Source organism: Methanobacterium bryantii, from assembly GCF_002287175.1.
Classification (GTDB): Archaea; Methanobacteriota; Methanobacteria; order Methanobacteriales; family Methanobacteriaceae; genus Methanobacterium_D; species Methanobacterium_D bryantii.
Genome location: NZ_LMVM01000033.1, coordinates 1 through 18,776 on the forward strand (window position 1 = coordinate 1; position 18,776 = coordinate 18,776).

The window sequence follows — 18,776 nt, forward strand, 5'->3', positions numbered from 1 at the left end:
AATTTTGCAGCCCAAAAAACCTTCGGTTTTTTGAGAGATTTTTACATGTCCATGATCCTGTGCATGAGTTATACTTTATGTTAAATTGTAATTTTTAATTGATTATATGGGATTTATCTTAAAAAAAATATAATTTACTTACCCAGACACACGAGTGAAGCGATATTATTTACACAACATTCTGTGCATGAGCGACTTTAAAATAAAATTTAAGTGAAATAAAACATTAAAACTTTTTATTTCACTTTTTTTTAAAAATAAAGATTATTTAGTTCAATTTAATATAATATTATCCAGATAATTATTCCTATTTTATCTATTAAATACACATTATCAGCATAATATATATCTTCTATTTTAAAATAAAATTTTCATATTAAAACTTTAAAATAGCCGTTTTGTAGGAATAAGCCTTGTTCAAAGAATTGAGTTATATGTGCCCCTTAATGACACCAATTATTGATTTCTCAAAATAGTTTTAAAAAGGCTTTAAATTCTAAAAAGAGTTATATGAATGTCTTTGATTTTAAACCAAAAGATTTATATATGATTCCATATTATTATGGTTGTACTTAAATGTCCTAACTTAATATTTAAGGACGTGGAGGCAGTATAATTAATCGAAGTAGTTTATTTAAGATTTTTGGATTTCTTGTAGTCCTGCTGATTGCAGGAATGCCTGCAGTATCTGCAGGTAGTGTCGGTGCAAAACATGTGGTTGTAACACCAAAATATGTAATGGCAACTGCAAAACATAGCTGTTCAATATCATCAGATTATAAATATCATACAAGGGTTTTTTATAATTACAACCCACAAAAACATGCATGGGGAACATTAAAATTCGAGCAGGGAACATATTATGGTAGAAATCAAGGCACAAGTCCAGAAGGACTTTGGTATGATAAAAAAACAGATATGGACTGGTGTTTAGTTCATGGAAAATCCCATGATCACCGTAATGTTTATTTAATTCCATATAATGGAAACATTCATGGAAAAAAAGTAGTTAACGGATATTTTGTATAAACATTCCATAATATAACTTAAAGACCTAATTAAACAAATTAGGCATAAATTTTCTATTTTTAAATAATTTTTTTAAATATTTCTTTATCAAGACTGAATCTATTTTTAATTTTAACTAAAAAAATAAAAAAATAATCAGGTAAAGATACAATTATAGAAATGAAACAGCAGGAAGATTATTAAGATTATCTGAAGGGTCGTGGTCTCCATCTGTTCTGAGGTATTTATTTCCATTAACCTGGATAATATTAACTTTCTGACCTTCGTCCCAAACACCCTGATTACCATTAAGAATCGTTATGAATGTATAATTACTTTCTAAAGCTGTAACTACTTCATCTCGAGACCATATTTCAGCGTCTCCCATTGCATTTCCTTTATCTTTATGAACTCTTGCCTGATCTATACAATTTCCTTCACCGTTGAATTTAACGGCGGATATACAATAATCTGCCCATTTTTCCATGGAATCTCCTCTTTTTATTAAAAAATTTATTGAATCTGAAATATATTCTGACCAATATGATCTTGTATCAGTTAGCAAATGATATTTATTGTTTCCTATTTGGGCTAAATAGAAAAGATTAAGGTATATTATTAGAAATAGATTAATATTACAGTTAATTAGTAATTTCCAAACCTTCTTTTAAGTTTAATTATAAGAATAAGCTGGCTTTAACCAGTACTAACTAATTTTTAGATAATGACAACAAAATAAAGCAGGAAGAATATCATACTAGTAATCTATTTAAATTTTTAAAGTTATTATATGTTATAAAGTGACTAGAACCATGCTTACCATAACCAAAAGCACCGTTAACAACTATTAGACTATTTTTCTTTTAAATCAAACTTAAAGTGTTAAACGTATTACTTTATATACTCATCAAATAAACAAAGTACATTAAGCATCTCTAACTAATTTTTAAACCTTTTGAGTCATTTTTCAAAACACTGCGGAGGCTCTGAAAATAGCTACTTTTAAATAGAAATAAATTTTAGATGTTTGGAACATACCTTAATTCTGTCAATGTTTATAAATGTCTTTTTATCTCACTTTTTAAATAATGAACGAATATAGCTCCTAAAACTGTGGTATATATTTGGATAATTCCTGTTTGATCACGTCTTCTTGAAATCATGATCCATTTTAAGCTAAACTTCAATTTTTTAGATAATACTAAAAATAAGGATGTGACATATAATATATTGATGCAAAATAAAACTAAAATAGAAAAGGCATTGCTTGCACCTTCAGCCTATAAACTACAAATAGAAGTTTTAAATAAATTTGCAGCGGGGGACATTACAAAAAATAGATTAATAATGCAGCATATCCCTAAAACATCCCTTACCAATCAATTATTTCTTGCTGCAAAAAAAGGTACTCCTATTGTAACCTTCGGAAGAAAAAATAAACCAGGAATTATGATTTTAGCGGGAGTTCATGGCAATGAGTATCCTGCCCAAATAGCTGCGGTTAAGCTTATAAATAGATTAGCTGTAGAAGAATTAAATGTAACAGTCCGCGTGATTCCTTTTGCTATACCCTTTTCAACTGAAAGAAGCCTTAGATCATGGAAAGGCCAAGATCCAAACAGGACTGCAAATTTATATGGAACTCCCACCAACAACATACTGGCATATTCAAAGAGGAATAGAGTTAAATACCTTGGTGATTTTCACTCTACTAGACCTGGGGGATATCCCGGAAAACTAAGTGTACTCTGTTCAGAAATTCCCTGCCTTTTAAGTTTCCAGATGGCTGATTTTATAGAAAAAGAAACCAAATCCACACTGTTGTCATTTACAAAGGCAGGATCAATATATCCTGGAGCTCTGGAAGATGTATTTAATTTAGCTGGAATTCCTGCAGTAACAGGAGAATCAATGTCACCACATGGAACAGTTATGCCTGGAAGCGTTGATGCATCCTTAGAACAAATGTATGCATTTTTAAAATTTCATAAAGTACTCAAAAAAGCGCCTGAAGTAACCTAATCTCAATATTATACCATATTAATCTTTTAAACTCCTTAAATCATTACATCATTACTTTTTTATAAAAAATGGATAATATTCTTTTTAAACTCAAGTCATTATCTCATTTTAAATTAGCTTTTTTTAAAAATCTGGACTTTTCCATTTTTTCAATTTTTACCAAATTATAACTCAAAGCACCTATTTTGGAATAACTTTGGATTAATTTGGTAGAAAATTAGGATAAAAATCGGATTAAATTCGGCAAAATTACTTTTAGCATGCTTTACATCTTTATATTATCAAAAGTACAATGGGGGTGAGAAACATGAAGAAAGTATCCCTTAAAAAAGCAGCAATTGTTTGTGCTGCAGTGATGATGGTCAGCATGGTACCAATTTTTGCGGCTGATACATGCACTTCCACAACAACCTTAAATCAGCACATGAAACACCAGTACAAATATCAACATGGACTAAATGACAGTGATAAACAGGTTAATTCAAATCAGAATAAAGTACACTGCCAAACCATTAACTGCACCCAGAACTGTACTGAAAATCAGCATAAGTACAGCTACTTAAACAAAAATTCATATAACTTTACTAGAAACTGTACTTCCTGAAATTAGAGATTTATTAATATAAAAAGAATAAGATATTTTCATCTTATTCCCATTATTTTAAGGATTTATTCCCAGGATATCTTTAAAAATATAGATAAACCTACAAATTGAATTATATTTGTAATAAATAGAGGTATTCCCATTCCCTGACCTTTAAACCCGCTTATTAAAAATATGAATCCAGTAAACAGAATATTCTGGATTAAAAGGAGTACTATAAATATCAGGATGCCCATTATAAATCTAGATTTAAATTCTTTATAACTGTTCCAGTAAACATATAGCAGCACTAATAAAATCGAAATATTGAAAATTCCAATTATTCCTGCTACAGAAACCAGCTCTGTATTATAATGACCAATACCCCCTCTAAATCCCTGCTGTAATCCCATATAGCTCTCCTCTTTATATTATTTATTCCTTAATGACTCCCATATTTCTTTAAAAACATTATAATTTTCTTCCATTTTATCTGAAAGGAAATACATTATGTTATATTTTTCCCCAGTCGAAGTAACAACGTTGTTTTCCTCCAGAACTTTAAGATGATGCCTGATGGTTGTGTAATCAAGTTTTAATTCATCTGCAAGTTGATGGGCATTATATGGCCTGGTATGCAGTTTGTCAATTATTTTGGCCCGGTTAACACCACCCCTACTTGCAAAAAGCCACCAAAGCACTTTTTTCATGATTTATCCCTTTTAAATTCTACATTAACTGAATATCTGATAAAATAAACTCTTTATAAACTTAAATATAATATCAAAGGGTTCACTGGCCTTATTCACAAAAATATATTTTGGAAATGTCATATTTGCCTTGCTTGTATGATCATAAGTTAATTCTGCAAAGATATATTTCATATCTGCCTTATTTAATTTTTTACCGTCTACTATTACTGAATCAGGGACACTTTTATTAGCTTCCATATAATCAAAGACGTCTTTTCCAGCTTCCCTGTATTCATCAATTGTAAGAACTCCAAAATAGGTGCTTTCTCCAGATATATTGCCTGAAAAACTCAGAGATGTATTTTGAATAGGATAACCGCTTACATATTGTGAAGCTAGATATAACCATTTTAAAGTACCTAATCTAGGTTTTTTACCATCTAAAATACTTTGAGAGCCGTATGCAACTACTTCAGGATCTATTTTATGAATTCCAATTAGATTTGAATCATAGCTTGAACTGGATAAATTTGCATTTGAAGAATATGCCGCGTCAATTAATCCAGAAGCTATCTTATTGATCTCTTCATCCTGTGAAGATGTTCCCACGTTCGGCTGAATCAATTCCACCCCTCCGCTCTCTAAAAATTTAGAAGGGTCGTATAAACCTGCAAAATAAACACTGGAATAATTATCGTCCCACGCTCTGGGCAAATAACTCATATTATCTAAATCAAGCTTACCATAGTTTACAAAAACAATTCCATCCAGATTTTGGGCATATTTTTTAAGATAACCCTCTTTGATACCTTCAATTAAGTCCACCATAGATCCCGGATCCACTGCTGCGATATAAGCTGCAATTCCTCCAGGTGCGTTTTTGATAGTTCTTGGCGCTTCTCCAGGTTTAGGAGATTGATCATCTATTTCTACATTAGCCGAGCCACATATAGTCTCTTTTATTTTATTAAGCATATCTTTATCAGTACTTTCTGATATCAGGTTATCACAGGCTATGTAAACTACAGGAAGGTTGTTATTTACATAACTGTTCATTACAATGCTGGTTGTGATATCATTGGAAGACCATAAAGTCACTTTATCATTTACAGTAACGTTTTTGTCTACACTGAAGCTTGCATCTTTCCACAGGGTCATTGCCACTGGTAAAAGACTTGAAGGTGCTTTAATTTTTGTATTTCCACTTTGAATGCTGGTTAATGTATTTTCATCGTTGCCGTTCCATATCCTATCTGTTTGAATATTAGAATATTGACTAAGTACAGAATCAGGTATTGAAGAAGGGGAAGCACAAACAATTATCTTTTTAGGTGCTAATTTCTGAATTTCAGCATTTACATTATCTGGAATGGTATTACCTACTACTAAAAGGGGGGCGTTATTTTTTATTGCAACCAATGCTGCAGATACATCCTGACCTGTTCCAAGCACGACAACATCGCTTGTTGTCCAGTATTTGCTGGAAATACTAACTGAATCTGCAGTAATCTTTTCCCCACTTAATGAGATATCCCCAAAAACAGTGGCAGTTTTACCATTTAAATAATTTAAAACAGCTTGACTTGGATTTTTATCACTTAAAATAAGTTGACTATTTGTAAATGATGCTGCAGGAGCTGTTATTATCTCATTTGATGGTTCGCTCACGAATACATTTGCTGATGCCGGGGCAAGCAAAATAAAAATAGTTACAAATAACAGTATAACCTTATTCATTAAAAACACCTGCAAAAATAGAGAAATAGATAGTTAAAATTGAGCTTCAATTTCGTCTTCTTCCATGATCCGTTCACAGTAATAGCATCTTAAAACCACTGGTTTTTTGCCTGTCACAAAGAATTTTATTTGCACTGGCTCATCTGTATTTGTTATACAGTTTGGATTAGGGCATTTTAGTATATCTTTCACTTTATCTAAAAGATGCACTTTACTTTTTTCTACAATTTCATAGTCTCGGATTATATTGATTGTAGCAGAAGGTGCTATTAATGCTATTTTATCAACTTCTTTAGGGGCCAGTTCTCGTCCTTCTATTTTAACTATATCTTTACTGCCCATCTGTGATGATAATACATTCATAGCAACAGTTACTGTAGTTTTTTCATTTGGTAATTCAAGTATTTTAAGAACACTTAAAGCTCTATTTGAGGTTATATGGTCTATAACTGTACCATTCTTTATTGGCTTAACCTTAAGTTCTTTTGGCGTTTTCATGTTATACCTGCAGTAATTTTTATTTTAAAGCTCATATCCAATTGAAGACACGTTTAAGTCATATATATTATAAAAAAATTATAATAACATTTATTCAATGCTTAATTGATGTTATAATAAATTGATATGAACCTTCTTAATTATCTATATCTAATAAAAATAGTACCCTTTTGCTTATAAATTTTGGTTTTTATAAAAAATTCCATACTTAGACCTATTTAATTAAAGTACGTTCATGTCTGTGACATGTCATTAGTTATATTTCAATTTTTATGGTAATTATCTTAAAAACATGTAATTTACTTCAGATATATGCATGGAACTTTATTTACACAATCTCGTGGACATGAGCATTGAAGTAAATTAGTTTAATGTTACAACTATCTGATCTGCAAAGCAGGGATCACTTGCCGGCCAAAATCTTCAATGAACTCTTTTTGGCTTCGGTTTACATTATGAAGATAGATATGTTCAAATCCAAGTTTATTATACTCTTCCAGCTTTTTTATGTGATCTTCAATATCTGCTGAAATATACACTTTTTCATGTATATCCTCAGGTTTAACAAGTTCAGATGCATCATCAAATTGTTCAGGTATCTTTAATTCTGTTTGAACACGATTTTTAAATGCATTGGTTTTCCACTGCTCCCATGCGCCGTTTAATGCTTCTTCTTCCGTTTTAGCATAAGATAACTGTGCCTTAAGGTATACAGGGTTTCCCTTTCCACCGCCTCTATGGAATGCTTTTATAATATTTTGAAGTTCTTTTTTAGGCTTTGAAGTTGTAATTAACCCATCTGCCCATCCTCCAATCCATTCTGCAGTTTCAACTGAGATTGCTGCCCCTATTAAAAGAGGAGACTTTTTAGGCCGCGTATAAAGAGTGGCATCCTCAATATTTATATATCCTCGATATGTTACAGTCCCTCCTGACCAAAGAGCTTTCATAATAGCTGCAGACTCTTTTAAACGTTCATTTCTTTCAGTTTTTGTGGGCCATCTTTCACCGGTTATGCCCTCATTTAACAACTGTCCGCTCCCCACTGCTATCCAGAACCGGTCTGGAAACATTTCACCAAGTGTAGCTGCTGCCTGGGCAATTATAGCTGGATGATATCTTTGCCCTGGAGAAGTCACTACCCCAAATGGCAGTGATGTAGAGTTTAACGCTGCCCCCAGCCATGTCCATGCAAATCCACATTCTCCTTGATTTTTGCCCCAGGGATGGAAATGATCTGAGCACATTGCTATGTTAAACCCTGTTTTTTCAGCTAATTGAACCAAATTTAATAATTTACTTGGTTTAAATTGCTCATGGGATGCATGAAAACCAATTTTCATATTTTTCACATACTAAAATGGTTTAATTATTTTTAATCATTTTTTTGAAGTTGAAGATTTCCATAGGTTCTGGATATCTTTGGGAAGATTAGATCTTACCTGTTTTATTTCTCCAGCACCACCAAGTCTATTTTCTAATAAGTGAAATACAGCTCTAGTAGCTTCTTCAGTTTTTATTGGCCTTTTAGGTGTTTTTTCCTGTACTTTCTGGAAAAATTCTTCCCTATTTTTTATTTTATCAGGCTTGTGTCTTGTACTGTATCCCTCATAATAAATTCCCTTCATAACCATTGGAAGCTCATCTCCAAGTTCTATAGCTTCTTCAAGGGGTAATCGATCTCTTAATGTTTGAATTACAGATCTAAAAGCTATATAAACCATGTTTTCGTCTTCCCACCCCAGATCATCTTGCATTTCATGCAGCCATTCCTTTGTTTTCTGTGTAGACTTTTCTATTGATGAAAATGCAGTCTTAACCATTTATTATCACTCCTAATTATTTTCTTCAAAAATTCTATGAATTTTTGAGACATGTGAAAAATCTATGATTTTTCACGGTTGCAAAACCTTCAGAAACTGTCAAATATTCGATTTGACGCATCGAAAATCTATGATTTTCGAATGCTTTGTTTCTGAGGTCTCAAAATCAGAAATTTTGAAAGACCTTTGGTTTTGCAAACATCGAAAATTTACAATTTTCGATAGTTAAAATTTCAAATCAAGAAGGTATTATTAATATTTTTAATTTAAATGTAATAAAATATTCTGTTAAATTAATAAAAAGATAAGTAAATTCATAATATTTATACTTTAAATCAAATTAAAGATTAATGGAGGCATAAAAATGGAAGATAGCAAAGAAAAGAAAGTAAAAAATCAATTTGATTTAATCTGCCCAGAATGCGGTGTTGGAAATTCAAAGGGATCTAAAAATTGCCTTGTATGTGGTAAAAATCTTGAAGATACTGTTGCATTTTTAGAAGATGACTCTTTTGATTTAGAAATTAGTAAAGATGCCATTATAGAATACAGAAAAACTTTTTGGGGGGATAATCGAACTGGAAAAGTAAATAAATATAGTCTAAACAAAATTGAAAATGTTGAATTTGGCCCATCTTCCAGATTTATTTTTATTTATAATGGAAAAAGAATTGTTTTACCCCTAAAGGAAGAAAATTTAAGAAAAAAAAAAAAAAAAAAAAAGTTTTAAATCTTTAAAGATGCGTAAAACCTATTTTCAAGGCCTGTATCTGGTTAACATATCCCCAATTAATAAATTTATCATATATGTTTCAGTTCATCCCAGTCTTGCACCAGTTTGAGCATCTATATAAATACTAACTCCTTCTTTTTCGCCAGCCGAATTAATAATTGGTACATTCCATACTAGTCTTCCATCTGACCATGTATTAAGCGTTGGAGTACCTGGATATGCACCAGATTCTAAAATATAAGCTTGAGCAATTTTTTGTGCCTGTTTTGATGATACAGTAGTATTGGTATTATTAGTGCTGTTTGTAGAATTTGTGGAGTTTGTAGAATTAGTCCCATTATTCACCATTGTGGTGTTATTCTGCTGTGATGCATTTTCTGGAGGGTTGGTGGACACATTAGAGTTACTATCACTAAAACCTGCATTTTGTGCTGCTAAATATATTCCTGCAATGGCTACTATCATTATAACTACAATTGCAATCACAATTCCCTTGCTATTCACTATTTCACCTCTTTATCATTTAATATTTTATTTTCATATATATAAAAAAGTATTGATGATAATTCTAGTTTATATCAGACCATAAAATAAATATTTGAATAAAAGAGACTAATTAAGTTTTTAAATTAATCTTAATTAACTTGAAATAATTCAATTTAGAAAATTACTAAAAAATAAAATGATTACGTTAAATATAAAATAAATTCAATTTTTACTTAATTAAAGCTCATTTGCACTTAAAAGATAAAAAAATAAATAAATTATTATTCATCTTTTTTCTGGCTTAAAAGCAGTTTAAGATCAAAAATCATGGCCCATGCTTCTTCAACCTGTGAAGAAATATCTCCAGATGCAAGTTCTATAAATTTTTCCAGACATTTTATAGCCTCTTCATAATTACCCATAAATTTAAGAACAGACCCTTTACCTGCCCATGCTTTAGCATCATCTGGATTCACTTTTAAAGATTCATTAAAAGATTCTAGTGCTTCTTCATATCTAGTAAGGCTGAAAAGGACAGTTCCCCGATTATCCCAAGTATTGCTATCTTCAGGTTTAATATCTAGTGCCCTGTCAAAACAGTTTATAGCCTCTTCAAATCTTTTAAGGGCTGCCATTGAAACTCCCATGTTGGACCATGCCTGAAAATCGTCAGGTTTCAAATCAAGAGATATTTCAAAACTCTCTATAGCATCAGAATACCTTCCAGCACCTGAAAGGGCAACTCCCCTGTTGTCCCATACTTTCACATCATCTTTATTTAATTCTAATGCAGAATCATAACATATTAATGCTGCAACATATTCTTTTTGCATTAAAAGTCTATCTCCTTCGTTAACCCATGATTCAAATGCCTTTAAATCCCTAATATCTCCATTTTCTAAATTTGTCATTGATCATCTTTTTGATCTTTATTTAACTTAAATTTTAATCATTAAATACTAATTGAGCATAATTGGAGTTAATCAAATTATTGCTTAAAAATTTTCATGTCATTTATCATACCTGCAATATGAGCTAAAAAAATATTTATCATAAACTACAAATAAAATAGTGGAGATAGAACTATGATTGATTGGAAAGCCGTTATTATCGGATTTTTGGTGTCTCTTGTCCTTGGAACACTGCTTAGCTTTGTTATTCCTGTTGTGGGCGGGCTTATTTCATCACTTGTTGCAGGTATAATTGTTGGTTACATGGTTAACATTAATTTAACTAACGGCGCTGTAAATAGTGCTATTATGGGCCTTTTAGGTGGATTAATAGAATCAATAATCATCATCATATTAGGTGCGGCCTTTGCAGGGATCATTGGACTGCTTGTTGCAGCTCTTGGTGTCATTGTGGTTTTAGTGCTTACCATAATTCATGTGATAATTGCTGTAATTGGCGGTGTAATCGGGTCTGTAATTAGAGGAAATACATATTAAATTAATTATTTCTTATTTTCAAACTAAAATAAATAGTTAAATACCAAATAAAATATAAAACAGTTTTCTTTAATTGTATTGCAGTTAGATTAAGCTAAAAAAAGAAAAAAAATATTTATTCATCTTTTACGACGAATTTCTCCATAAACTTAGCATATACAGGCCTTGTTACAAAAATTCCAATTAAAACACCAAGGATTGTAGTAATTGCGAAGTTAGAAAGAAGCCCAATTCCAGTTAAACCTCTTGTTATCCCTACATAAAATAGTGGGATCATTGCAGCAATTAAAGTGGCTGCTGAAGCATATATAATAAAGAACGCACCTTTTATTTTAAGATTAAGTCCTGTTCTTCTTCTTTTTGAGACTTTACCCCTCTTAAGAACTTCATCTGTTATAATGATCTGGTCGTCTACTCCCGTACCTATCGCCGCAATAATACCTGCAATAGCCGCCAAATCTAACTCTACACTATGTGATATAGACATCACACCTAAAATAATGATGAGCTCTGCAACACTGGTGAAGACAATAGGCAATACTAAAATAGGTCTTCTATATCTAATGAAGACTATAACTGCGACTACAATTAACGCAAGTACTCCTGCCATTAACGCTCCAGTTCTAAACTGATCTCCTAAATCTGCAGATATGCCCTGTATCCCTGCAATATTAACAGACACCGGCAATGAACCAGACTGTAATACAGCATAAATTTCTTTTGCCTGATTTTCTGCATCTGATTTTGAATTTGCAGGAATTTGTACCTGTACATCGGGTTGAGCTACACCATTAGCAACATCAGGATTTATTTCTGGTGAACTAATCAGCTGATCATCCAAGTAAAAATCTACAGGTTGACCAGCTTTGCCATTTGCTGCTGCTGCAAATTTCTTAGCACCATCAGTTGACAGAGTAAATGGAACATATGCAGTATTTCCTATGATTTCATATGTTTTGACACTAGTTATGTCTGAACCTGTAATTACTGTCTGGTTGTCTATTTTTGCTTCAAATTTACCTGGCTTTCCAATAAGCTTTGCAACCTGATCAGGCTGAACATTAGCAATTTCAACGATAACATCCTGATCTCCACTAGCCCTAACTTTAATGTCTGACACTCCAAAAACGTTAAGACGCTTATCCAGAACAGTTGTGACCGTACTCATTGTATTAGTGTCAACTGGATGTTCCAAGTGTATTTGAACAAGTGAACCACCTTTTAAATCAAGTCCTTGAGGCACTCCATAGATTGAAATCGAAGCTAAACTTCCAATTAAAAGAATAATTAATATAATTACACGGTAATCCTTTAAAAAATCTGTAATATTGCTCATTCATGCACTTCCTTAATAGTTATAATTTGAGGATACAATCTATAATTCATTTATTAGTGCCAAGAAATGATTTATATTCCCCATAATTTTGCAAACAGAAAAAAATCACCCATTTAACTGTATATTTCCATGAATTTTCAATTATATCTCCTGTTTATCTTTCCCTGAGTTATTTTAACACACTAATCTTTATGAAAATATTATTTTATAGGTTATAAATGTTTCCATTTATTTAGCAGGGACTATTTTAAACAGAAGTAATAATAAAGATTTATAGTCAATTCTAAAAATATTTTAGATATTTTGAAAGTATTAAATCCATAAATATGTTTTATTTAAATTATAACTATATCTCATTAAATTAAGTTAAAATATTTAAAAAAATAAAAAAAGAAAAAAAATATTTATTCATCTTTTACGACGAATTTCTCCATAAACTTAGCATATACAGGCCTTGTTACAAAAATTCCAATTAAAACACCAAGGATTGTAGTAATTGCGAAGTTAGAAAGAAGCCCAATTCCAGTTAAACCTCTTGTTATCCCTACATAAAATAGTGGGATCATTGCAGCAATTAAAGTGGCTGCTGAAGCATATATAATAAAGAACGCTCCTTTTATTTTGAGATTAAGTCCTGTTCTTCTTCTTTTTGAAACTTTACCCCTCTTAAGAACTTCGTCGGTTATAATGATCTGGTCATCTACTCCCGTACCTATCGCCGCGATAATACCTGCTATGGCAGCTAAATCTAGCTCTACACTATGTGATATAGACATCACACCTAAAATAATGACGAGCTCTGCAACACTGGTGAAGACAATAGGCAGTACCAGTATAGGCCTTTTATATCTGACAAATACTATAAGGGCCACTACAATTAATGCCAGTAGACCCGCCATTAACGCTCCAGTTCTAAACTGATCTCCAAGATCAGCAGATATGCCCTGAATTCCAGCAATACTAACTGATACAGGCAGTGAACCAGACTGTAGTACTGCTTGAATACCTTTTGCTTCATTAACTGCAGCATCTTTTGTGCTGTTACTACCAGTTATTTGTACATCTGTTGTTGGCACGCCGTTAGCAACGTCTGCACCTATTTCTGGTGAACTGATTAATTGATTATCAAGGTAGAAATCTACAGGCTGCCCTGTTTTACCCTGTGCTGCTACAGCGAATTTTTTAGCCCCATCTACAGATAATGTAAACGGTACTTCCCAGTTGTTTCCTGTAACACTGTATGTTTTGACACTTACTATGTCTGAACCTGTAATTACGGTCTGGTTGTTAATTTTGGCCTCAAATTTACCAGGTGTTCCAATAAGCTTTGCAACTTGATCTGGCTGAACATTAGCAATTTCTACAATAACGTCCTGGTCTCCACTGGCCCTAACCTTAATGTCTGAAACACCAAAAGCATTAAGACGCTTATCCAGAACAGTGGTAACCGTACCCATGGTAGTTGTATCAACTGGATGTTCCAGGTGTATTTGAACAAGAGAACCACCTTTTAAATCTAACCCTTGAGGCACTCCATATAGTGAAATTGAAGCTAGGCTTCCTATTAAAAGAACGACCAGTACAATTACACGGTAATCTTTTATAAAGTCAATTATGTCACTCATTTACGGCCACTCTCCATGTACCATCTAAGGATTCCAAGGTTCATAAGCCATGTAGCCAAAACATCGGCAACAAGCCCTATCATCAGAACTTCAGCAATATTCTGCAGAGTCGCTGCAGATGGTATGAAGAATAAAACTATGACATATAATGCTACCATGGAACCTATAGCTGCTGCAGTCATCGTAAATCCTGTTTTCATAGCATTTATAGCTCTTTCTGTAATTGTTCCTTCCCTACGCTTCAGTACACGTGTGGTAAGCAAAATATCTGTATCCACACTATACCCAATAAGCAGGAGTAATGCACCTACTGATGCAAGTGAAAGCGGTATTCCAAACAGGGACATTCCACCAACGGCTATAATTATATCAGACAGTGCAGCAAGAATAACCGCCATAGAAGGTACAACACTCCTGAACACTATAAATACAGTTACAGACATGAAAAGAAATGCAAATATGAGCGTGTATATTATCTGTGTTAGAGCTGCTGAGCTAAGTACTGCCCCAACAGATCTATAACTTAATATAGTGGCCGTTCCATTCAGGATATTTGTAAATGTATTTGCATCCGCTTCTGTACCAATAGTTACAGTAGCTTGATTGTTGCTGAACGAGTTTACATTCACATCACTCGTATTCAGCCCAGTCTCTATCATGCTTTTCAATTCATCCTGACTTATGGACTTTTGAAGCTGCAAAGTGGTTATAGTACCACCTTTTAAATCTACACTTTCGTTTAAACCATTTGTTAAAAAAATCGCCAATGCAATTATTGTAATAATTATAGGAACCGCTATTAATGGTTTATATGATTCCATCAATGTTTCTATTTTCATTGAACCTCCCCATTATGCTCCATAAATTTTTAAATCCATCTCTTCAACCGTTTTTTTCATTTCATCTTCTATTTCATATGTTTTTTTACCGGCAGTTTTAATTAAGAAGGATGTTATCATTCTTCCGCCTCTAACTTCAATTTTCTCTTTCATCCTCAAAATAGTGTTTCTACCTCCTGACCCTCCAAGAGTAGCAAATAAAATTACATCTTTACCCTGAAAATCACACTTATCAATAAGGGTAATTATAGCCGGAGCAGGTTTTCCTGCCCATACTGGAGTTCCAATATATACCAGACCATATTCACTTAAATCAACCGTCTGTGGCTTAATATTTGTTTTATTTTCTCTCACAGCATCTACTGATGCATTTATATAATTTAGAGGCCCCGACCTCTTTTTTAAATCTTCAATTTCAACAATATCTGCTGAAACTTCTTTTGCAAGAGTATTAGCAACCCTTGCTGTCTTTTTAGTTCTGGAATAATATAAAATAATAGTTTTCATTCAGGACACTCTCTTATATCAATATTATTTTACATAGTTAACTTAATATTATTTTCGTATTATTAGTTCACTTAATATTTTTTAACTTAATAAAAGCCATTATTTATATAATTAAATTAATCAATGATTTGTTATTAATTTCAAGTATAATAATAATTGATCAGGATAATATAATGTTATAATAACTAAAACTTAAGTTATTTAATTTATTATCTTGACTTAAAAAGTTTATGGATGTAATCCTGTAACATCCAGCGACTTTTTCTCATCAAATCCAAACATTATATTCATATTTTGAATTGCCTGTCCAGATGCACCTTTAACTAAATTATCAATAGCTGATACTATAATAATTCGTCCATTTGGATCTATCTGGAAACATCCAATGTCACAATAATTAGATCCTCTAACTGCACTTAATCTTGGAATCTCATCCATATCAACAACCCTCACAAATGGTTCTGATTCATAAAACGCGTCATAAATCTCTTTTACATGCTCAGAGGTTACATCTTCTTTTAAAAATGCATGTGCAGTTGTTAAAATACCTCTTATTACTGGAACAAGGTGTGGTGTAAATGAAACCTTAACATCCCCAAATTTAGATACTTCCTGTTGAATTTCAGGCATGTGTCTGTGGGTTGTAACTGCATAAGGAACAATATTATCACTGATATTTGGATAATGGGTAGCCCCTGTAGGTTTAATTCCAGCTCCACTTACCCCCGATTTAGAGTCAAGTATAATTGCATCTATAAGTTTTTCTTTTGCAAGAGGCAATGATGCTAAAATACCGCCTGTTGGGAAACATCCAGGATTTGCAACAAGTTTGGATTTCTTTATTTCCTCCCTGTACACTTCTGGAAGCCCATAGACTGCATCGAGTGGAGCGGAATGTTCGATACCATACCATTTCTCATAAACAGCTATATCATCAAAACGGTAATCTCCACTTAAATCCACAACTTTAATGCCTCTTTCTATTAACTCTGGAACTATGTCCATAGATGCCCCATGAGGAGTAGCAGTAAAAACAAGATCCGCATCTACTTTTTCTGCAGGGATATCTTTAAATTTAATATTTTCTCCCCTTAAATGAGGATGTACTTTTGATACATTAATTCCTGCATATTGTCGGGATGTTGCAGCAATTACATTTACATTATCATGATATTTTAAAAATCTCAGGAGTTCTCCTCCTGTATATCCACTTGCTCCTATGATGCCTACATCAATCATATTATCTTCACCTAAATGATTTTAGTTTAATGTTTATATTATAAATTACGATTATAGTGAATGACATAATATTTGTCCATTCACTATAAAAAAAACCTTGATATAAATTATGTATTTGGAGTTGAAAGAAATATATTTTCCCAAAGCATTACAAAACGTTTTATAAACTGTTAAAAATCAAAATTTTTGAATCTAAAATAACAGCTAATTTGACAAATATTGAAAATAATTATAATCAAAGAATATTGATTTTAAATAATAATTTATATCAAATTTAAAATAAAATTTAAATATATTAAACATAACAAAGCTCAAATCTTTAATTATTAGATATTTCTTTAAATTATAAATCTTTAAAATATAAATATTCCTGGCAAAATTTTATATTCTTCACATACTCCTAAATCATTTTTCTTTAAAAAGAAAAATTTTGTATTATTAAGCAATTTTTGTACTGATATATCTATCATATTTATTTTTTTGATCACAACATGTTAATATTATCTTAACTTTTTCCTAAGTTTTTAAATCTTATTATTTCACTTTCAGTGTATTTTAACTTCCATATGATTTAAGTACATCTTCACAGTATTTTATGGTTTTTAAAAAAAGCATTTAAATCACTTTAAATTAAAATTAAACTTTTTAGAACGCTTTGTTTACACTTTTTTTTCGAAAGATTTATATGGTGCGATACTTAAGTAGTGCCACCCAGAAGAATACATTTTAAGTGTATTCTTATGTTGGGAATCGGAGGCGGTATAATTACTAGTAAGCTGTTATTCGCAGTTATGTTAGTGACAGCTATGTTACTAACTGGTATTGCTGGCGTAAGCGCAGCAAATGTGGGACATACAGAAACTAAACTTAATAATTCCCACATCGTATCTGAAAAAGTTAATTATAACATAATTGATATAAAAGGTACAAACAAATCGAATATAAAACAAAATAAATCCGATAAGGCTGTAAAATATATTAAAAAAACAGTCAAAAATAAACAAATAAAAACACCAAATAAGAACACAGTGAAACAGAAAGTACACAAGAAGCATTGGATACACAGTAAAAACTTAACAAAAACCAGTGAATTATATGCAGCAGCTGGAGAAACAAAAAATATCAAAAATTCTTCAAGTAAAGCCGCAGTAAAATCAGCAGTAACTTCAAAAAATTTCACTGTAAGCCAAATCAACAGTGCATCAGCAAGAGTCAACAAGTACATTGAAAATAAACACAGACTTCCAAAGTATGTAACCATTGGTACATCTCAAGTTAAAATGCCTGCTTTTTTAAAATTACTCACTGCAGACATAATACAATTAAATAATGGTAAAACTACACCAATAAAACTTAAGAATGTAAAAACTCCATCAAAAACAACAGAAAGCTTTAAAAGCGGAAAAATTAATAAATCTGGCTATTTAGGGCTTGCTAAAAGAGTTGATACATTTATAAATAAAAACGGTGTTGCACCTAAACAAACCACCAGCAATCTCGGTAAAATGAATTATAAATCATTAATTTACACATTTTCCAAGATACCTGCTTTTTACAAAACACATAAGAGACTACCTGGCCATGTAGCAGTGAAAAAGTGGAGTACATCTGGAACTACAGGTGTATCTACAGTGAAAATACCTGCATCTTTGAAAAAATACGTTAAAGCTACTAAAAACTGTCAGGTAAACAACGCAAGAATCAAATCACTGTCAAAACAGATAACCAGAGGAAAAAAGACACAGAAAGCCAAAGCAGTGGCAATATTCAACTGGGTACGAAACAAAATAGGTTACAAATTCTATTACAATACACGAAAAGGAGCAGTAGGTACATTAAATGCCCGAAGCGGAAATTGTGTAGATACTGCACACCTGTTAATAGCTCTTGAAAGGGCAGCAGGAATTCCAGCTAGATACATCCATGGTAAAGCTAAATTTAGAAGCGGTAAAAGGTACGGTCACGTTTGGGCTGGAGTATACGTAAACGGTAAATGGTACAAAGCAGATGCTACCAGTTCCAGGAATTCATTTGGTGTTATTAAAAACTGGAGTAGAGCTGTAATAAAAGGTAAATATGCATCATTACCATTTTAAAATGAGTTTTTGATCAAACTTTTAAAAATCTATGATTTTTGATGTTTGCGAAATATATTTTCGCAACCGGAAAAACATTTAGTTTTTCCATGCGACAAAATTAA

At 32.0% G+C, this 18,776-nt stretch carries 20 protein-coding genes; 6 read left to right on the forward strand and 14 right to left on the reverse strand.

Annotated features, from left to right (window positions below; translation table 11 throughout):
• The first annotated feature begins 675 nt into the window (after positions 1–675).
• The gene (locus tag ASJ80_RS10665; RefSeq protein WP_069585734.1) at positions 676–1,029 is read left to right on the forward strand and encodes a hypothetical protein; all 354 of its coding nucleotides are present in this window, start codon (positions 676–678) and stop codon (positions 1,027–1,029) included.
• Between the two features lie 151 nt (positions 1,030–1,180).
• On the opposite strand, the gene ASJ80_RS10670 is transcribed toward ASJ80_RS10665, so the two are convergent.
• Positions 1,181–1,495: a DUF3892 domain-containing protein gene (locus ASJ80_RS10670; RefSeq protein WP_069585735.1), complete on the reverse strand. Its 315-nt coding sequence runs from the start codon at positions 1,493–1,495 to the stop codon at positions 1,181–1,183.
• Positions 1,496–2,241: 746 nt separating this feature from the next.
• Here ASJ80_RS10670 and ASJ80_RS10675 point away from each other — a divergent pair.
• Together ASJ80_RS10675 and ASJ80_RS10680 are read left to right on the forward strand one after the other, a co-directional pair.
• On the forward strand, positions 2,242–3,030 hold the full coding sequence (locus ASJ80_RS10675; RefSeq protein ID WP_245837563.1) for a succinylglutamate desuccinylase/aspartoacylase domain-containing protein: 789 nt from the start codon (positions 2,242–2,244) through the stop codon (positions 3,028–3,030).
• Between the two features lie 307 nt (positions 3,031–3,337).
• Positions 3,338–3,634 carry a hypothetical protein gene (locus tag ASJ80_RS10680; RefSeq protein WP_069585736.1) on the forward strand — a complete coding sequence of 99 codons (297 nt, stop codon included), beginning with the start codon at positions 3,338–3,340 and terminating at the stop codon, positions 3,632–3,634.
• Between the two features lie 65 nt (positions 3,635–3,699).
• Here ASJ80_RS10680 and ASJ80_RS10685 read toward each other — a convergent pair whose 3' ends face one another.
• The 6 genes from ASJ80_RS10685 to ASJ80_RS10710 all read right to left on the reverse strand — a co-directional run bounded on the left by ASJ80_RS10685 (position 3,700) and on the right by ASJ80_RS10710 (position 8,363).
• A complete protein-coding gene (locus ASJ80_RS10685; RefSeq protein WP_069585737.1) occupies positions 3,700–4,026 on the reverse strand; it encodes a hypothetical protein in 327 nt (108 codons plus the stop codon).
• 18 nt (positions 4,027–4,044) lie between these two features.
• Entirely contained in the window at positions 4,045–4,323 is a 279-nt protein-coding gene (locus tag ASJ80_RS10690) for an ArsR/SmtB family transcription factor (RefSeq protein ID WP_069585738.1), read from the reverse strand.
• A gap of 24 nt (positions 4,324–4,347) precedes the next feature.
• Complete coding sequence (locus ASJ80_RS10695) at positions 4,348–6,042, reverse strand: cell wall-binding repeat-containing protein (RefSeq protein ID WP_069585739.1); 1,695 nt, start codon at positions 6,040–6,042, stop codon at positions 4,348–4,350.
• A gap of 33 nt (positions 6,043–6,075) precedes the next feature.
• Positions 6,076–6,540: an aspartate carbamoyltransferase regulatory subunit gene (pyrI, locus tag ASJ80_RS10700; protein WP_069585740.1), complete on the reverse strand. Its 465-nt coding sequence runs from the start codon at positions 6,538–6,540 to the stop codon at positions 6,076–6,078.
• Between the two features lie 380 nt (positions 6,541–6,920).
• Positions 6,921–7,883, reverse strand: a complete 963-nt coding sequence (locus ASJ80_RS10705; protein WP_069585741.1) for a TIGR03885 family FMN-dependent LLM class oxidoreductase — start codon at positions 7,881–7,883, stop codon at positions 6,921–6,923.
• A gap of 36 nt (positions 7,884–7,919) precedes the next feature.
• On the reverse strand, positions 7,920–8,363 hold the full coding sequence (locus tag ASJ80_RS10710) for a DUF2267 domain-containing protein (RefSeq protein ID WP_069585742.1): 444 nt from the start codon (positions 8,361–8,363) through the stop codon (positions 7,920–7,922).
• Between the two features lie 364 nt (positions 8,364–8,727).
• Between ASJ80_RS10710 and ASJ80_RS10715 the strand changes: the two genes are divergently transcribed.
• The gene (locus tag ASJ80_RS10715) at positions 8,728–9,093 is read left to right on the forward strand and encodes a hypothetical protein (RefSeq protein ID WP_095652082.1); all 366 of its coding nucleotides are present in this window, start codon (positions 8,728–8,730) and stop codon (positions 9,091–9,093) included.
• Positions 9,094–9,180: 87 nt separating this feature from the next.
• Here the strand turns inward: ASJ80_RS10715 and ASJ80_RS10720 are convergent, their stop codons facing one another.
• Entirely contained in the window at positions 9,181–9,600 is a 420-nt protein-coding gene (locus ASJ80_RS10720) for a PepSY domain-containing protein (RefSeq protein WP_069585744.1), read from the reverse strand.
• A 263-nt stretch (positions 9,601–9,863) separates the two neighbouring features.
• Positions 9,864–10,493 carry a tetratricopeptide repeat protein gene (locus tag ASJ80_RS10725; RefSeq protein ID WP_069585745.1) on the reverse strand — a complete coding sequence of 210 codons (630 nt, stop codon included), beginning with the start codon at positions 10,491–10,493 and terminating at the stop codon, positions 9,864–9,866.
• Positions 10,494–10,667: 174 nt separating this feature from the next.
• On the opposite strand from ASJ80_RS10725, the gene ASJ80_RS10730 reads away from it, so the two are divergent.
• The gene (locus ASJ80_RS10730; protein ID WP_069585746.1) at positions 10,668–11,030 is read left to right on the forward strand and encodes a DUF5518 domain-containing protein; all 363 of its coding nucleotides are present in this window, start codon (positions 10,668–10,670) and stop codon (positions 11,028–11,030) included.
• A gap of 115 nt (positions 11,031–11,145) precedes the next feature.
• On the opposite strand, the gene ASJ80_RS10735 is transcribed toward ASJ80_RS10730, so the two are convergent.
• From ASJ80_RS10735 to argC, 5 genes are all read right to left on the reverse strand, one after another.
• The gene (locus ASJ80_RS10735) at positions 11,146–12,366 is read right to left on the reverse strand and encodes a preprotein translocase subunit SecD (protein WP_095652083.1); all 1,221 of its coding nucleotides are present in this window, start codon (positions 12,364–12,366) and stop codon (positions 11,146–11,148) included.
• Between the two features lie 404 nt (positions 12,367–12,770).
• The gene (locus ASJ80_RS10740; protein WP_095652084.1) at positions 12,771–13,991 is read right to left on the reverse strand and encodes a preprotein translocase subunit SecD; all 1,221 of its coding nucleotides are present in this window, start codon (positions 13,989–13,991) and stop codon (positions 12,771–12,773) included.
• Positions 13,988–14,830 carry a protein translocase subunit SecF gene (locus ASJ80_RS10745; RefSeq protein WP_069584159.1) on the reverse strand — a complete coding sequence of 281 codons (843 nt, stop codon included), beginning with the start codon at positions 14,828–14,830 and terminating at the stop codon, positions 13,988–13,990. The genes ASJ80_RS10740 and ASJ80_RS10745 overlap by 4 nt, the downstream gene beginning before the upstream one ends.
• A gap of 12 nt (positions 14,831–14,842) precedes the next feature.
• On the reverse strand, positions 14,843–15,337 hold the full coding sequence (locus ASJ80_RS10750) for a flavodoxin family protein (RefSeq protein ID WP_069584158.1): 495 nt from the start codon (positions 15,335–15,337) through the stop codon (positions 14,843–14,845).
• A gap of 228 nt (positions 15,338–15,565) precedes the next feature.
• Entirely contained in the window at positions 15,566–16,576 is a 1,011-nt protein-coding gene (argC, locus tag ASJ80_RS10755; protein WP_069584157.1) for an N-acetyl-gamma-glutamyl-phosphate reductase, read from the reverse strand.
• Between the two features lie 791 nt (positions 16,577–17,367).
• Here argC and ASJ80_RS17505 point away from each other — a divergent pair.
• On the forward strand, positions 17,368–18,672 hold the full coding sequence (locus tag ASJ80_RS17505; protein ID WP_245837564.1) for a transglutaminase-like domain-containing protein: 1,305 nt from the start codon (positions 17,368–17,370) through the stop codon (positions 18,670–18,672).
• Positions 18,673–18,776 lie beyond the last annotated feature (104 nt).

Coding starts and splice junctions, on each gene's coding strand:
- ASJ80_RS10665 (WP_069585734.1), top strand. CDS start 676: ATGCCTGCAGTATCTGCAGGTAGTGTCGGTGCAAAACATGTGGTTGTA.
- ASJ80_RS10670 (WP_069585735.1), bottom strand. CDS start 1,495: ATGGAAAAATGGGCAGATTATTGTATATCCGCCGTTAAATTCAACGGT.
- ASJ80_RS10675 (WP_245837563.1), top strand. CDS start 2,242: ATGCAAAATAAAACTAAAATAGAAAAGGCATTGCTTGCACCTTCAGCC.
- ASJ80_RS10680 (WP_069585736.1), top strand. CDS start 3,338: ATGAAGAAAGTATCCCTTAAAAAAGCAGCAATTGTTTGTGCTGCAGTG.
- ASJ80_RS10685 (WP_069585737.1), bottom strand. CDS start 4,026: ATGGGATTACAGCAGGGATTTAGAGGGGGTATTGGTCATTATAATACA.
- ASJ80_RS10690 (WP_069585738.1), bottom strand. CDS start 4,323: ATGAAAAAAGTGCTTTGGTGGCTTTTTGCAAGTAGGGGTGGTGTTAAC.
- ASJ80_RS10695 (WP_069585739.1), bottom strand. CDS start 6,042: ATGAATAAGGTTATACTGTTATTTGTAACTATTTTTATTTTGCTTGCC.
- pyrI (WP_069585740.1), bottom strand. CDS start 6,540: ATGAAAACGCCAAAAGAACTTAAGGTTAAGCCAATAAAGAATGGTACA.
- ASJ80_RS10705 (WP_069585741.1), bottom strand. CDS start 7,883: ATGAAAATTGGTTTTCATGCATCCCATGAGCAATTTAAACCAAGTAAA.
- ASJ80_RS10710 (WP_069585742.1), bottom strand. CDS start 8,363: ATGGTTAAGACTGCATTTTCATCAATAGAAAAGTCTACACAGAAAACA.
- ASJ80_RS10715 (WP_095652082.1), top strand. CDS start 8,728: ATGGAAGATAGCAAAGAAAAGAAAGTAAAAAATCAATTTGATTTAATC.
- ASJ80_RS10725 (WP_069585745.1), bottom strand. CDS start 10,493: ATGACAAATTTAGAAAATGGAGATATTAGGGATTTAAAGGCATTTGAA.
- ASJ80_RS10730 (WP_069585746.1), top strand. CDS start 10,668: ATGATTGATTGGAAAGCCGTTATTATCGGATTTTTGGTGTCTCTTGTC.
- ASJ80_RS10735 (WP_095652083.1), bottom strand. CDS start 12,366: ATGAGCAATATTACAGATTTTTTAAAGGATTACCGTGTAATTATATTA.
- ASJ80_RS10740 (WP_095652084.1), bottom strand. CDS start 13,991: ATGAGTGACATAATTGACTTTATAAAAGATTACCGTGTAATTGTACTG.
- ASJ80_RS10745 (WP_069584159.1), bottom strand. CDS start 14,830: ATGAAAATAGAAACATTGATGGAATCATATAAACCATTAATAGCGGTT.
- ASJ80_RS10750 (WP_069584158.1), bottom strand. CDS start 15,337: ATGAAAACTATTATTTTATATTATTCCAGAACTAAAAAGACAGCAAGG.
- argC (WP_069584157.1), bottom strand. CDS start 16,576: ATGATTGATGTAGGCATCATAGGAGCAAGTGGATATACAGGAGGAGAA.
- ASJ80_RS17505 (WP_245837564.1), top strand. CDS start 17,368: ATGTTAGTGACAGCTATGTTACTAACTGGTATTGCTGGCGTAAGCGCA.